Source organism: Halanaerobium sehlinense (genome assembly GCF_055379485.1).
In genome coordinates this window covers 2,482,360-2,498,000 of the sequence record NZ_AP042442.1, presented here as the reverse complement: position 1 = coordinate 2,498,000, position 15,641 = coordinate 2,482,360, and the positions used below count along the sequence as shown (strand labels likewise).

Annotated in this window: 13 protein-coding genes; 11 read left to right on the top strand and 2 right to left on the bottom strand. The window is 30.6% G+C overall.

Annotation, left to right across the window (positions count from 1 at the left end; all coding sequences use genetic code 11):
- The first annotated feature begins 79 nt into the window (after positions 1-79).
- The 6 genes from ACZ446_RS12200 (at position 80) to pfkB (ending at position 6,223) form a co-directional block, all read left to right on the top strand.
- Positions 80-1,327, top strand: coding sequence for an ABC transporter substrate-binding protein (locus tag ACZ446_RS12200; protein ID WP_464392826.1), 1,248 nt, complete (start codon positions 80-82; stop codon positions 1,325-1,327).
- Positions 1,328-1,390: 63 nt separating this feature from the next.
- Positions 1,391-2,299, top strand: coding sequence for a carbohydrate ABC transporter permease (locus tag ACZ446_RS12195; RefSeq protein WP_464394406.1), 909 nt, complete (start codon positions 1,391-1,393; stop codon positions 2,297-2,299).
- A 56-nt stretch (positions 2,300-2,355) separates the two neighbouring features.
- Complete coding sequence (locus tag ACZ446_RS12190; protein WP_464394405.1) at positions 2,356-3,153, top strand: carbohydrate ABC transporter permease; 798 nt, start codon at positions 2,356-2,358, stop codon at positions 3,151-3,153.
- 16 nt (positions 3,154-3,169) lie between these two features.
- Positions 3,170-4,414 carry a Gfo/Idh/MocA family protein gene (locus tag ACZ446_RS12185; RefSeq protein ID WP_464392825.1) on the top strand — a complete coding sequence of 415 codons (1,245 nt, stop codon included), beginning with the start codon at positions 3,170-3,172 and terminating at the stop codon, positions 4,412-4,414.
- Positions 4,415-4,436: 22 nt separating this feature from the next.
- Complete coding sequence (locus ACZ446_RS12180) at positions 4,437-5,300, top strand: tagatose bisphosphate family class II aldolase (RefSeq protein WP_464392824.1); 864 nt, start codon at positions 4,437-4,439, stop codon at positions 5,298-5,300.
- Positions 5,297-6,223, top strand: a complete 927-nt coding sequence (pfkB, locus tag ACZ446_RS12175; protein ID WP_464392823.1) for a 1-phosphofructokinase — start codon at positions 5,297-5,299, stop codon at positions 6,221-6,223. The genes ACZ446_RS12180 and pfkB overlap by 4 nt, the downstream gene beginning before the upstream one ends.
- A gap of 134 nt (positions 6,224-6,357) precedes the next feature.
- Here pfkB and ACZ446_RS12170 read toward each other — a convergent pair whose 3' ends face one another.
- On the bottom strand, positions 6,358-9,171 hold the full coding sequence (locus ACZ446_RS12170) for a sensor histidine kinase (protein WP_464392822.1): 2,814 nt from the start codon (positions 9,169-9,171) through the stop codon (positions 6,358-6,360).
- 13 nt (positions 9,172-9,184) lie between these two features.
- Positions 9,185-10,729, bottom strand: a complete 1,545-nt coding sequence (locus tag ACZ446_RS12165) for a response regulator transcription factor (RefSeq protein ID WP_464392821.1) — start codon at positions 10,727-10,729, stop codon at positions 9,185-9,187.
- Between the two features lie 157 nt (positions 10,730-10,886).
- On the opposite strand from ACZ446_RS12165, the gene ACZ446_RS12160 reads away from it, so the two are divergent.
- From ACZ446_RS12160 to ACZ446_RS12140, 5 genes are read left to right on the top strand one after another with little or no spacing between them, the layout of a single operon-like run.
- Positions 10,887-12,116 carry an ABC transporter substrate-binding protein gene (locus ACZ446_RS12160; protein WP_464392820.1) on the top strand — a complete coding sequence of 410 codons (1,230 nt, stop codon included), beginning with the start codon at positions 10,887-10,889 and terminating at the stop codon, positions 12,114-12,116.
- Between the two features lie 45 nt (positions 12,117-12,161).
- Positions 12,162-13,019, top strand: a complete 858-nt coding sequence (locus tag ACZ446_RS12155) for a carbohydrate ABC transporter permease (protein WP_464392819.1) — start codon at positions 12,162-12,164, stop codon at positions 13,017-13,019.
- The gene (locus tag ACZ446_RS12150) at positions 13,019-13,849 is read left to right on the top strand and encodes a carbohydrate ABC transporter permease (RefSeq protein WP_464392818.1); all 831 of its coding nucleotides are present in this window, start codon (positions 13,019-13,021) and stop codon (positions 13,847-13,849) included. Before ACZ446_RS12155 ends, ACZ446_RS12150 begins: the two co-directional genes overlap by 1 nt.
- Positions 13,850-13,884: 35 nt before the next feature.
- Complete coding sequence (locus ACZ446_RS12145) at positions 13,885-14,688, top strand: transketolase (protein WP_464392817.1); 804 nt, start codon at positions 13,885-13,887, stop codon at positions 14,686-14,688.
- Between the two features lie 2 nt (positions 14,689-14,690).
- Positions 14,691-15,620 (top strand): transketolase family protein, encoded by a 930-nt coding sequence (locus ACZ446_RS12140; RefSeq protein ID WP_464392816.1) that lies wholly within the window; start codon positions 14,691-14,693, stop codon positions 15,618-15,620.
- The last annotated feature ends 21 nt before the right edge of the window (positions 15,621-15,641 follow it).

Genomic DNA, 15,641 nt, shown 5'->3' with positions numbered 1-15,641 from the left:
GATAGATTTAATTTAATAATGAAGATGAAAGGGGGATAGGTTAATAGTTATTAATTAATCAAAAATAGGAGGGATTATAGTGAATAAAAAAATTGTTGTTTCCTTAGTGTTCATTATTTTAATGGTTACATTTAGCTCAATTGTTGGTGCTGAGACTGTAATAAAATATGGATTATGGGATAAAAACCAGGTTCCTGCAATGCAGAAGATTATTGATAATTTTGAGGCAGAAAATCCAGATATCTCTGTTGAAATTGAAATAACCCCATATAGTCAATACTGGACAAAGCTCCAGATTTCAGCTACTGGTGGTTCTTTACCAGATGTTTTCTGGCTGAATGGTCCCAATTTCGCATTATATGCTTCTAATGGAGTGATAATGCCGATTGATGAAAAAATAAGTAATAGTGATAAAATCTCTAAATCTTCATATATAGAATCACTTGTAGATTTATATACATATGAAGGTGAACTTTATGGTTTACCAAAGGATTTTGACACAATTGGACTTTATTATAATAAAGAAATTTTTGATAAAAATAATGTGGAGTACCCTAATAAAGATTGGAACTGGAATGACTTGATTAATGCTGCTAAAAAAATAACTAATCAATCAGAGGGAGTTTGGGGTATTGCGGCACCACAGGCTGGTCAGGAAAACTATTACAATACAATTTTCCAGAGTGGTGGTTATGTTGTAAAAAATAAAGATGGTAAAAAAGTATCTGGTTATGATAAGCAAGAAACTATAGAAGGGTTGAAATTTTGGGTGGATTTAATTCATAAACATAAAGTATCACCAACCCTGGCTCAGATGACAGACACAAGTGCTCTGGATCTATTTAGTTCTGGTAAAGTAGCTATGCTCTATCATGGATCCTGGCAGCAAATTGCTTTTGCTAATAATGAGTATACCAAAGATAAAGTAGAGGTATCAGTTTTACCTGCAGGAGACAGAAAAGGAGTTGTAATCCATGGTCTGGCTAATGTAATCAGCAGTCAAAGTGAAAATCCAGAGGCAGCATGGAAGTTTTTAGAATATTTGGGTTCAAAAGAATCAGCTAAAATAATGGCCAATACAGGAACAGTTATACCTGCTTATAAAGATACACAGCAGGCCTGGCTGGATTCTAATCCTGACATGAATCTTGAAGCTTTTATTGAGATGCTTCCTCACTCATATCCATATCCACAATCTGTAAATACAGCTAAGTGGAATGAACTAGAAAATGAATACTTTAATAAAGCCTGGTCTGGAGAAATCAGTATTGAAGAAGCCGCTAACAAAGTTGCTGAAGAGATGAATGAAATTCTTAGCGAAGAGTAATAGTAAAACTAAATCTGCGGGGAAGTTATAAAAGCTTCCCCGTTATAAAAAGAGGTGATAATTTTGAACTTTATCAAAGAAAATATTTTCAATTCAGGCAAAAAAACAGATAATTTCTGGGCTTATCTTATGATTTCACCATATTTTATCGGAGCGATTATATTTTACATTTGGCCAATAATGCAGTCTCTTTATTTTAGTTTTACAGAATGGGGAGCGTTTGGCGGCACAACTTTAGTAGGTTTTGAAAATTATTTAAGTATTTTTCAAGATCCAGAATTTTATATAAGTTTAAAAAATACATTTATTTATACTGGATTGTCAGTACCTGTTAGTATAATTATTGGTATTATAGTAGCAGTTTTATTAAATCAAAAAATAAAAGGACTTGTAGTTTATAGAACTCTTTATTTTTTGCCTGTCATAACAATGCCGGCAGCAATTGCGATGATTTGGCGCTGGTTGTATAATGCTGATTATGGTTTGATTAACTATTTATTGAACACAATTAATATTCAGGGACCAAGATGGATTACCAGTCCTGATTTAGTTTTGTATTCCGTCATAATAGTAGGGATTTGGAGTACAATTGGCTATAATATGGTCATTTTTCTCTCAGGACTTCAGGGTATCCCTTCATCTTTATATGAAGTTGCAGATATAGATGGTGCTGGACCTTTTACTAAGTTTTTTAAAATTACTCTACCACTTCTAACTCCAACAATATTTTTTGTTTCAATAATATCGATAATAAATTCATTAAAAGTGTTTGATCTCATTTTTATGATGGTTGATGAGACCTCTTTTATTATTGAAGATACTCAGTCAATTGTGTATTTTTTCTATAAGACTGCTTTTAGATTAAATCAAAAAGGTTATGCTTCAGCTATTTTGATAATATTATTCTTAATAATTTTTGTTTTGACAATCTTTCAGACAAAACTACAGGATAAATGGGTTCATTATAATTAAAAGGAGGTGGATGAGAGTTGCTAGGAATTTCAAATAAAAATAAGTATAAAAAAATTATGATACATATTGTGGTAATAATTGGTTCTCTATTTATGATAGGACCTTTTATCTGGATGATTTTAACATCACTAAAAACTTTAGGAGAAACAACTCAAGTACCTCCTGTTATTTTTCCCAAAGAAATTATCTGGTCAAATTATAGTGATGTTTTAAAATTATTGCCATTTGCTAAATTTTTCTTTAACACTTTTATTACTGCTTTAGGAAGAACAGCAGGTCAGCTGCTTATCTCCTCAATGGCAGCTTATGCCTTTGCGAGAATAGAATTTCCAGGCAGAAAAATATTATTTCTAATGGTTTTATCAATATTAATGGTTCCGCCTCAATCATTTTATATTCCTCAATATATAATTATGGGTAGATTAGGGTGGCTAAATTCTTTAAAAGCATTGATATTCCCAGGATTATTTAGTGCATTTGGGACATTTTTATTGCGGCAATTTTTTATGACGTTACCAAAAGAATTAGAAGAGTCAGCAAGATTAGACGGCTGTAATCATTTTCAAATATACTGGCATATTATGCTACCACTTGCAAAACCGGGTTTAATTGCTCTAGCAATATTTGTTGTTAGATGGTCCTGGAATGATTTTATGTGGCCTTTAATTGTTAATACGTCAACAGCAAAAATGACGCTTTCTGTTGGGCTTGCATCACTTCAGGGGCAGTATTTAACAAATTATCCAGTTTTAATGGCAGGTGCATTAATTGCTATTTTCCCAATGTTAATCATTTTCATTTTATTACAGAAACAATTTGTAGAGGGTATTGCTCTCACAGGAACCAAAGGATAAAAGGAGGAAAAATATAATGACAATAAAAATTGCAGTTTTAGGTGCTGGTAGTCGAGGTAGAGAAACATATGGTGAGTATCTTAGAAACAACCCAGGGGAAGCAAAAATAGTTGCAGCAGCAGAACCTAACTCACATAAAAGAAATTCTTTTGCTAAAGAACATGGTATTAAGACTGAAAATCTTTTTGAAAGCTGGGAACAACTTCTGGCTAAAGAAAAATTGGCTGATGGAATTATAATTTCTACTATGGATAAAATGCATCTGGAACCAGCCAAAAAAGCGATGGAAAAAGGATATAAAATTTTATTAGAAAAACCGATAGCACCAAATTTAGAAGATACCTTAGAAATACTAAACCATAACAAAAAATATAATGTAGATGTACTTGTCTGTCATGTTTTAAGATATACAAGTTTTTATAAGAATTTAAAAGAGCTGTTAGCTCAGCAGGTAATTGGAAAAGTTCAATTTATCGATCATATTGAAAATATAGGCTTTTATCATTTTGCCCATAGTTTTGTTAGAGGAAATTGGAGAACTACCAAAGAAGCAGCACCTATCATTTTACAGAAAACATGTCATGATCTTGATTTAATATACTGGTTATTTGAGAAAAAGGCAGTTGACTTAACATCAAAAGGTAAATTATCTTATTTTAATCAAGAAAATGCTCCTCAAAATTCTGCTAAAAGATGTATAGAGTGTGCAGTTGAATCAGAATGTCCATATTCGGCTAAAAAAATATATTTAACTGGAGAAACAAAATGGCCGGTCTCAGTAATAACTGACGATTTATCTGCAGAAGGTGTTTATAAGGCAGTAAAAGAGGGCCCTTATGGAAGATGTGTTTATCAATCAGACAATAATGTAGCAGATACTCAGACAGTACAGATGACTTTAGAAGATAATATTGAAGTTAATTTTGCTTTGACTGCTTTTTCTGAAGAAATAAACAGAACTACAAAAATCTTTGGCAGTCACGGAGAGATAAGAGCAGATTTTGTGAATCAAACAATAGATATCTATAAATTTAACAAGGGAAAAGAAAGTATTAAAGTTTATAATAACGCATCAGGTCATGGTGGAGGAGATGCTGGAATAATGAAAGATTTTATATCATTATTAAAAGGCGAAAGTGATGGGAATAGTCTAAGCACACTGGCTGATTCGGTGGAAAGTCATTTAATGGCTTTTGCAGCTGAATATTCAAGATTAAATAACGAAAAAATAAATTTAGAGCAATTTAGAAAAGAAATATAAATACTGGGAGTGGTTTTGAGAAATGTTTATTCTTTCAAATAGAAATCTTTTATTAGATGCCCAAAAAGGAGGATATGCAGTTCCTGCATTCAATATTCATAATCTGGAAACTACAAAAGTTGTAGTAGAAGCTGCAGAGGAATTAAACTCTCCAATTATCTTGGCAGCAACTCCAGGAACTATTAGATTTGCAGGAGCTAGATATCTAATCAATATCATGAAAAGTGCAGCAGCAGAATCCTCAGTTCCAATTGCCTTTCATTTAGACCATCATGAAAATATAGAGGATATTAAAACTTCAATAAAATTAGGCTGCAAATCAGTAATGATCGATGCTTCAGCCTTAGATTATGAAGATAATATAGCTAAAGTAAAAGAAGTAGTTGATTTTGCCAAAAGATTTGATGTAAGTGTTGAAGCAGAACTTGGGAAATTAGTGGGGCAGGAAGATGATATTAAAGTAAGTGATGCAGATTCTGAATTAACAGATCCAAATCTGGCTGCAGATTTTGTTAAAAGAACTGGAATTGATTCTCTTGCTGTAGCAGTGGGGACAGCTCACGGACTTTATAAAAAAGATCCAAAAATTGATTACCAGCGGTTAGAGGCCATCAGAAAAAATGTTGATATTCCATTAGTTTTACACGGTGCTTCTGGAGTTCCAGATAAAGATGTGATCAAAACTATAGAAATGGGAATTACAAAAGTAAATATTGCGACTGAATTAAAAATAGCGTTTTCTGGTGCTGTAAAAGATTATTTTAAGGAAAATCCAGCAGCAAATGATCCTCGTAAATACTTAAAACCTGGTAAAGAAAACATGAAAAAGCTGGTTAAGCAGAAAATCAAACTCTGCGGCAGTGAGAATAAAGGTCTTTTAAAATGATTGCTACAGTAACCTTAAATGCCTCAGTTGATAGAAGATATAATATTGAAGAGATTAAAGAAAATACTGTTCAGAGAACAGGAGATTATCAGGCAACTGCAGGAGGCAAGGGAATTAATGTCAGTCGGGTGATTAACTTATTAAATAGAAAAGTCACTGCCTTAGGGTTTATTGGAGGTTTTCCTGGAGAATTTATTTTTGATGAATTAAAAAAATTAAACATAGAAAGTGATTTTACTAAAATTAAAAATGCTACCAGGAGCTGCCTAAATATAATTGACCAGGATAATAATTCTATAGAAATTTTAGAAAATGGTCCAAAAATTTTGGCTGCAGAAAAAGAAGAGTTTCTGAGTAATTATCAGAAGAAAATTAATAACTTTGATGTAATTGCTATTTCCGGCAGCCTACCTGCCGGACTTGGTAGTGACTTTTATCAAAAGATAATAAAAATAGCAAAAAAGAATGATAAAAAAGTAATATTAGACAGTAGTGGAGAAGCACTGCTGGAGGGGGTTGCAGCTGGCCCTGATATTATTAAACCCAATAAAAGCGAAGTAGAAGCTTTAGTCGGATTTAATCTTGACTCAGAAAGAAGTTTATTAAGAGCTGCAAAAAAGCTTAGAACATTTGGTGCTGAAAATACTGCTTTGAGTTTGGGTAAAAATGGTATGTATTATATAACAGAAAAAGAAATATATAAAGTTGAGGTACCAGAAATAGAGGCTGTAAATGTCACTGGTTCAGGAGATAGTCTGACTGCTGGTTTGGCAGTAGCACTGGCTGAAAAAATGAACACAGTAGAGATGTTAAAATTTGCAAATGCCTGTGGAGTTGCCAATGCAGTAGAAAAACAGACAGGTTATCTTGACAAAAGAAATGTAGATGAATATTTAAAAGATATAAATATAACTAAAATATAAGTATAATAATTTATTGATTTAAAAATAGTAATCAGGTTAAAAAATATTCCTCTTCTGATAGTTAATTATGATTCTTAAAATATATCTATCAGTCAGAGGAATATTTGTTTTTTAATGTTTTCAAAAAAAATTATTTAAGATTTAATTTCTATTAAAACCTGTGTTCCTTCATTATATTCACTTTTTATTTCAAACTTAAATTCCTCGTAGTAGAGGCTTATTCGCTGATAAACATTTTTTAAACCAAAATGCTGATTGCTTTTCTCACTCTTGATATTGCAAATTAGTCTATTTAATTTTTCTTTTTTGATTCCTTTTCCTGTATCTTTAACTATTAGTCTTAACCTGTTATTTATAGTTTTTGCATTAATAAATATCTTTCCGCCAGCTTCTAAAGGTTCTAGTCCATGTTTAATAGAATTTTCTATAAGAGGTTGTAAAATTAATTTTGGTATTTTTGTGTCCTTAGCTTCAGAAGTTATTTGTTTAACTATTTGGAACTTATCTTTATATCTTTTGTTTTGAATGTAAAGGTAGTTGTCCAGATGTTTTAATTCTTTTTTTAGGCTGATAAAATTATCTTTATGATTTATGTTTTCCCTAAAAAAATCTGATAGAGCTGTTATCATGCTGCAGATTTCCATATCATTATTTTTATAGCCAAGCCACTTTATGTTTTCAAGAGTGTTATATAAAAAATGAGGATTGATCTGCTGCTGTAAAGCATTTAATTCTGCTTCTTTTTCTAAAAAAAGAAGTTCTTTTTCTTTAATTTTTGCTTTGTAATTTTTTTGGATCAAATCATTTATTTGAATTATCATTTGATTAAATTGATTGGCCAGCATCGATATTTCATCATTATGATCATCTTCAATTAAAACATCCAGGTTAAGTTCTTTATTTTTAGCTATAGATTTCATAGTGTCTTTTAAATTTCTAAGTCTTTTTGACATATTCAGTGAAATTAGTGAAGAAATAATTATCAAAAAAACAGTAAATATTAATAAATATAACAGAATTCTCTTTCTGAGAGGTGCCAGTTTATCAGTTATATAATCATAAGGAACTACAGTTGCTATATTCAATGGTAGAAAGTCACTTTTGTTTTTTATTAGTATAAAGTCCTTATTGTTTACAGTGAAATAATTTTCACTCTGATCAATTTTATTTAGAAATAAATTTTTATTGAAGTCTCTACCAATAGTTTTATTCTGAGTGATTATATTTCCGTTTTGATCAGTAATAATAAAATAAAAATCAGTATTTATGGCTGTATTACGGTATATTTTTTCAAAAAGATTATAGTCAATATAAAAAAAACTATAACCAATAATGTTTTGAAAATTTTTAGCCTGGATACTTTTTATTTGTCTTGCAAAAACTAAATAGGGATAGTTGGAATAGTCATCCATATTTATAAATTTAAGTTCTCCTTTAGTGTCAGCCAATAAATTGTTTAAATCATTATATATATTTTCTATTGAGTAGTTTTCATAATAATTACTGGAATATAGACTTTTTTGATTTTTATTATAAATATTCATTGAAGCAAGATTATTATAATCAAATTTAATATAGGTAAATAACTTATCTAAAGTTTGATTTAAATAATCGTCATCAAGATCACTGTTAGAATTTAACAATGACTGTACACTTTGAGAATAAGAAACTCTTGTTGACATATCATCAATATCTTTTATATTTCTATCAAGATTATCTGTGATTAAATTACTATTATTAACCGCAAATTCCTCTAAAAAATTTTTATAAATATCAAAATAGCTGTTAAATAGTATAGTGCTAAATATTAAAATTGGTATAATAATTGAAATAGTAAAGTAAAGAAATATTTTATATTTGACTTTAAGTTTCCTAAATGAAATGTTATTAAATTTTGATAAATTAATTGTGTTATTTGCTGTTTTATTTTTTGAAAAATGTTCTGAAAGCTTTTGAATTGGACTGCTGATGATTTTTGAGAAATAGTTAGAAATAAAAAAGATAAAAAGTATAAAAAATACCATATACAGAAAAACTGATTTTTTTATTTTATTAAATTCATTTAATATATATTTGTTTTTTATCTGAGTAGAAAGATTAAAATTATGAAGAGGTAGTTCTTTTGTGATCTGCATATAATTTTCATTTTCATCTTCAAAGAAATTTATTACTTCATTATTTCTTTTTAAATTTACATCATAAATGTTATTTTCCCAAATTATAGTTTCTTGATTATAGAAAAAAATATTTGAGTTTGAATTACTGCTTCTAAGATTATTTAAAAAGTCATTTTTAAAACTGAATATCAATATATTATTTTGATTATTTGCTTCAGTAGCCATTTCCCTAATAATAACAAAATTATTCCTCATTAAATTAGAAACTTCGCTTATAAAATTATTCTGCAAATTAGCATCAATTTCTGCAGAATAACTGTCATTATAATAAAAAATTTCATTTTGAGGTAATGTATTTAAAAAATCAGTTTTAAAGTTTTGATAATTGAACTGTTCGTCTATGTAGTGGCCCTGTGAGTTTTCATTATAAAAGTAACTGAAATTGTTACTTCCAATAAGAATAATATTATCTAGCTGATCCTGATTTAATATAATTTCATCTAATTGCTCAGTAATTAATTCACTATAAATATTTGCCAGGTAGTAGTCTGACCTGCTAAAATTATTGTCCAAAGAATTTTTGATTGTTTCATTATTGTAGATATGTCTAATATTCTCTTCCATTTTACTAAAATAAGAATTAATATAATCGGTCTGAAGATCAAGTGAGAGATTTTCATAATTTGTGTATTCCTCAATTATAACACTTTTTACAATGTGCTGTGATAAGAAAAAGAGGGAAGGAACTACAATTATTGATATTAATAAAGCATAGATAAATAATTTTTTTCTTATATTAAGTTTATGAATTAATTTTTTTAGGTTGAACATATTATCTCCTCTATTATTTCCTATAGTATTTTTTTCTATATTGATTTGGTGTTATTCCATAATTTTTTTTGAAAACCTCACAAAAATACTTTGAGTTGTTATACCCGACCTGATTACCCACCTGATAAATTTTTAGGTCAAGATTTTCAAGAAGCTTTTCTGCATTTTTTAACCTTATTTCAGTTAAATAATCAATAAAGTTGCAGCCTGTTTCTTTTTTGAAAAGAGCTGACAAATAGCTTGGATTTAAAGCAACATGTTCAGCCAAAGAGCTTAAAGTTATTTTATTCGAATAATTTTCATGAATAAATGCTTTTGATTTTTCAATAATTGGATATGTATTATTAACTGTATTTTCATTACTTTCGTTAATTTTTTTGGCTGCAAGTTGGGTTAATTGATATAACTCTTTTTTCATATTATTTAGTGTATTAATATTAAATACAAAGTCTGTAAATGGAGCCTTAATATTGTAAACCTTTTCTAAGCCCAAATTTTGACCCTTAAGATTTCTATCCACTACATTTAAAAATTGAATTACAATATTTTTTACAATTGATGCTTTAATTTTTTCTTTATTATTTATTATAGACTCCCACAATAAATTAAATTTAGTTTCACAATCTTCTAGATTACCCATTAATATAGAATCAATAAGTGTATTTTCTTCTTCGAAAGGATATTCAAAAAGAAAATCTTTTTCATAGTTATTTTCCCAGGCTTTAAAAATCATTTGTTCCTGATTAAAAAATTTATTTTCCATAGTAATCCGAGCTTCATAATAGGAATTAGAAATAGATAATATATTTTTGTGAATTCTACCAAAAGATATAAAATAATCTTTATTTTTTAGAACACTATTGACTATTTTTAATACTTTGTTTAATGTCTTATTTCTTTCTTTAGTATTATTTGTTTGAAGATTTAAAATGAAAATAATTTCATTGTTTTTTAAGTATGTTAAGCCTAAATTATTAATTAATAATAGTTTATTTATTTCTGTTTGAATTTTCAAGTTTCTTTTCTCTTTAGCTAAATTTAAAATACCTACCATAAAAAAATTTTGATCTAAACTCATCTCAAAAAAATCAACTTTTTCTAAAGCTGCATCTATACTTTTTATTTTTCCATTAAGTAAATGATCTAAAAATTTTTGTTGAGCAATCGGGAAATTTATTTTTTCTAAATCTTTTTTTGCTTTTAATAAAGTCTTCACTAATTTATCTAAATCTACAGGTTTTAATAGATATTCATAGACATTATTTTCTATTGCTTTCCTGGCATATTCAAATTCCTTATAGCCTGATAAGATAATGACTTTTGTATTATGATAAAGCTCTTTAACTTTTTTACTTAATTCTAAACCTGACATTTCTGGCATTTTTATATCTACAATCATTAAGTCTACCGGATTATGACTAATAAAATTTAAAGCCTCTTTTGCATTAGCAGCAGCAAAAACAGCCGAAAACCCGTAATCCTCCCAATTAAAAGACATTAGGCCATCACGAATAATATGTTCATCATCTACAATAATTAATTTATATAACTCACTCATCAGCAACACCTCAGAAATATTATAACATAAAATTCGTTTTTTTTATAATAAACAAAAAAATCTGAATAAAAACAAAATTTACCCTCTTTAATAAAATTATCAGTCTGGTAAAATTATTATTAGAAAGATTTAATAAAACTAAGGGGGTTTTTGATTCATGAAGAAAATTTGTTTGATACTTGCTGTTGCTGTTTTTATTTCTCTGTTCTCTGCTAATGTATTTGCTCAAACTGAAATTACTTACTGGCTTTGGTTAGATGATCCTACTGATCCAACTGTCAAAAATTTAATTGAAGAATTTAATTCTTCTCAGTCAGATGTAAAAGTAAATATGGAAATGATACCAATGTCTCAGTATCATGATCGACTGGCAACTGCCTTGGCTACAAATTCAGGTCCAGATTTGGCAAGATTTAAAATTTGGTGGCTTGGAGAATTTGAAAACGCCAATTTAATTGAACCTTTAGATTCTTATATTAGTAATTGGGACAAGAGTAGTGATGTAATCAATAACCTCTGGGAAACAGGTAAAGTTCCTGGTAAAAATGAAGTATTTATGATGCCACATCAATTTATTAGTTTTTATATGTATTATAGACAGGACTGGTTTGCTGAAAATAATTTAAAAGAGCCGGAAACATTTGAAGATATGATTAGAGCTGGGAAAAAATTAACTGACAAAGAAAAACAGCGCTATGGTTTTGGTTTAAGAGGTGGAGCTGGTGGAGCTGATCAATGGTTAGCATTTATGTATGCTGGTGGAGCTAGAATAGTTGATGACCAGGGTAACATAGTCATTAACAATCAAAAAGCTGCAACAATTAACCAGATGTACATTGATTTATTTAGAGAACATGAGATTGCTCCTCCAACTAGTCCAACAGATGGATTTGCTCAGATTATGGGTGGATTCCAGTCAGGGAAAACTGCTATGGCAATGCACCATGTTGGTTCTTCAAAAACTATGAAAGAAGCATTAGAAGAAAAGGTTGGTGTAACAGCTGTCCCCCAGAAAGATCCGGAAAATCCTGCAACTATAGCTGCAATGAGTGGACATGTAATGTTTAAGAGTTCTGACAAGAAAGAAGCGGCTTTTAAATTTCTTTCCTGGATGACTGAAGAAAACGCAATGGAAAAATGGACAAATTCTGCAGATGGTCAGCTTCCAGTTTTAAAGTCTGTATCACAGCTGGATAAGTTCCAAAATGATGAATTTTATAAAGTATCAATGGATGCTGCTGAATATGCTAAAACATGGCCGGCTCTTCCGGGTGTTGGATATATAACTTCTTCTTTATGGCAGGAACAAATGCAAAAAGCATTATTAGGTGAAATAACTAGTCAAGAAATGTTAGATAAAATCGCAGAAAATATTGTGGGTGAATAGGAGGCGATTACTATTATTAAGCATAACAGAGGAGCGCAATGGACGTTGCGCTCTTTCCTCTTACTACCGTCCTTGATTCTTCTGGTGGGGGTAATAGCATATCCTGTATATTATGCAATAGTACTTAGTTTTACAAATACTAATTTATTGATGCCGGATGCATCAGAATTTATTGGTTTAAAAAATTATATTGAATTATTTCAAAATATTGAATTTTTTAGAGCGCTTTTTAGATCTTTTATATGGATATTTGGCTGTGTCTTATTTCAATTATTATTTGGTATGGTTGGTGCTCTAATTATGGATCAATCATTTAAAGGACGTGGAATAGTGCGTGGGATTTCACTTGTGCCCTGGGCTACTCCAAGTGTTTTAGTAGCTTTAATGTGGTCCTGGATGCTTGATGGAAACTATGGAATTATAAATGACATACTGAATAGAATAGGTTTAATAAGTGAATACATACCCTGGTTAGCCCAAAGTGGTACTTCTTTAATGAGTGCGATAATGGCAAATATATGGCAGGGTACACCATTTTTTGCAGTTATGCTTTTAGCCTCTCTACAGGCTATTCCCGAAGAATTATATGAAGCAGCTAAAATTGATTCTGCAACCAGTTGGGATATTTTTTGGTATATCAAGCTTCCTTTTCTAATGCCAACAATCTTAATCACCACCATGTTAAGAATAATGTGGACTGCAAATTATATGGATCTGATTTTTATTATGACTGGTGGAGGTCCTGCAAACAGCAGTATGATTTTGCCAGTGTATGCATATATTAAAGCTTATAAGCAGCTAAAAATGGGTGAAGGAGTTGCTGTTGCTTTAGTACAGGTAGTTTTACTGGTTGTTATTGTTGTGTTTTATTTAAAACAGCTCCAAAAAAGGAGAGAAGTATGATGAAAAAAGGAAAAGGCAGAAGTATTTTTAAATATGGAATTATATTTGTTTGGTTGATGTTTGTACTTGGACCATATCTCTGGATGTTTATAACATCAATTAAGCCACCATCTGAAATATATACTAATACAATTAACTATATACCTAAATCTCCAACATTTGAAGGTTATATTACATTATTAAATACAACCCCATTTTTTACTTATTTTTCAAATAGTTTTATTGTGGCGATTGCAACTACAATAATTTCTTTATTTGCTGCGGTGTCTGCTGCCTTCGTATTCTCTAGACTTAAATTCAAAGGGAGTAACACACTATTATCCAGTATGTTAGTTTCGCAGATGATGCCAGCTATATTACTCTCAATACCTTTATTTTTGATTTTCAAAAATATTGGGTTAATAAATTCTAGAATGGGATTAATTTTAGCTCACAGTACATATGCTGTGCCATTTGCAACCTGGACAATGACAGGTTTCATTGATGATATTCCAAGGAGTTTGGATGAGGCTGCAGCTATTGATGGTGCCAGTCATCTGCAGATATTTTATCATGTGCTTTTACCATTAATAAAGCCTGGAGTAGTTGGTGTAGCAACTTATATATTTATTTTTTCCTGGAAAGAGTTTCTTTATGCATTAACTTTGACTTCCTCTACAGCGCAAAGAACTTTACCAGTAGGTCTGCACACCTTTATGGGAGAGTATACCATTAGGTGGGATTTATTAACTTCTGCAGGTGTAATAACAGTAATACCAGTAATATTTATATTTATTGTTGGACAAAAATATCTAATTGCAGGACTAACCGCAGGGTCAACAAAAGGATAATTGGAAAACTAAATTTAATTAGGAAAGGTGATATTATGAATCAAGAAAAACTTAATTTTTTAGAAGAGAAGTCAAGAGAGATGCGTAAAGATATAATTGAGATGTTAGGAGAGGCACAATCAGGTCACCCCGGAGGCTCGCTTTCTGCAATTGATATTGTTGTTTCTTTGTATTATGAAATTATGGATTTTGACAATAATGATAAATTTGTTCTATCAAAAGGCCATGCTGCACCAGCTCTGTACTCTGTACTTGCAGATAAGGGATATTTTGACAGAAGTGAATTAAAAACATTAAGAGATTTGGGTAGTATTCTGCAGGGACATCCAGATATGAACAAAACACCAGGAGTTGATTTCTCAACTGGATCACTTGGACAGGGTCTATCAGCAGCAAATGGAATGGCTCTAGCTGCTAAATATAAGAAAAAAACTAACTATATATATGCTTTATTAGGAGATGGAGAATTACAGGAGGGACAGATTTGGGAGGCAGTGATGACTGCCAAGCATAGAAAGCTAGATAATCTAATTGCTTTTGTTGATGATAATGGACTCCAAATTGATGGCAGCTGTGTAGCTGTTAAGTCTCTTGACAATATTGCGAAAAAATTTGAAGCATTTGATTGGGATGTTTATGAGGTAGATGGTCATAATTTCGATCAAATATTAGAAGCAGTTGAAAAAGCTAAGACTTCTAAAAGAAAGCCACATGCAATTATCTGTGACACTGTTAAAGGTAAAGGTATCTCATTTATGGAAGATCAGGTTGGATGGCATGGGAAAGCACCTGGAGAAGATGAAGTGAAGACAGCATTAGATGAATTGAGGGGAGAATAATAATGGAAAAATTAATTGCAACCAGAGATGCATATGGTGATGGGCTTTTAGAACTTGGAAAAAAAGATTCTGATTTTTTTGTATTTGATGCAGACTTATCCTGTGCTACTAAAACAGAACGCTTTGCAGCTGATTTTCCTGAGAGATTCTTTCAAATGGGAATTTCAGAACAGGATATGATGGGAACCGCAGCTGGAGCAGCTGCAGCTGGTATTAAATCATTTGTAAGTACTTTTGCTTTGTTTGCTACAGGTAGAGCTTATGAGCAGATCAGAAATAGTATAGCTTATCCTAACTTAAATGTTAAAATCGCAGCAAGTCACTCTGGAATTACTGTAGGTCCGGATGGAGGCTCACATCAATCGATTGAAGATATTGCTCTAATGAGAGTTATTCCAAATATGAAAGTTGTAGTTCCAGCAGATGCGGAAGAAACAAAACAGGTAATTGAAACAATACTAAATATTGATGGTCCATTCTATATTCGTCTTGGAAGAAATCCATTACCAAAAATAGTTGGAGAAGATTATAAATTTGAGTTTGGCAAAATTCCAGTGTTAAAAGCGGGAAGTGATATTACTATTGCAGCGTCTGGTGTTATGGTTAATGAAGCTCTACAGGCTGCCGAAACATTAGCGGAAGAAGGCATAGATGTTAGAGTTTTGAATGTCAATACTGTTAAACCATTAGATGAAGAAACAATACTTACTGCTGCAAAAGAAACTGGTATATTAATTACAGCTGAAGAACACTCTGTTATAGGTGGAGTTGGATCAGCAATTTCTGAATTCTTGTCTGAAGAATATCCAGTACCAGTATATAAAGTTGGTATTAAAGATGAGTTTGGTCAGTCAGGGTCACCAGAAGATTTGATGAAACATTATAAGTTGACTACAGAAGATTTAGTTGCTAAGGTTAAATCTGTTTTATAAAATATTATTTTTTGATCGGGG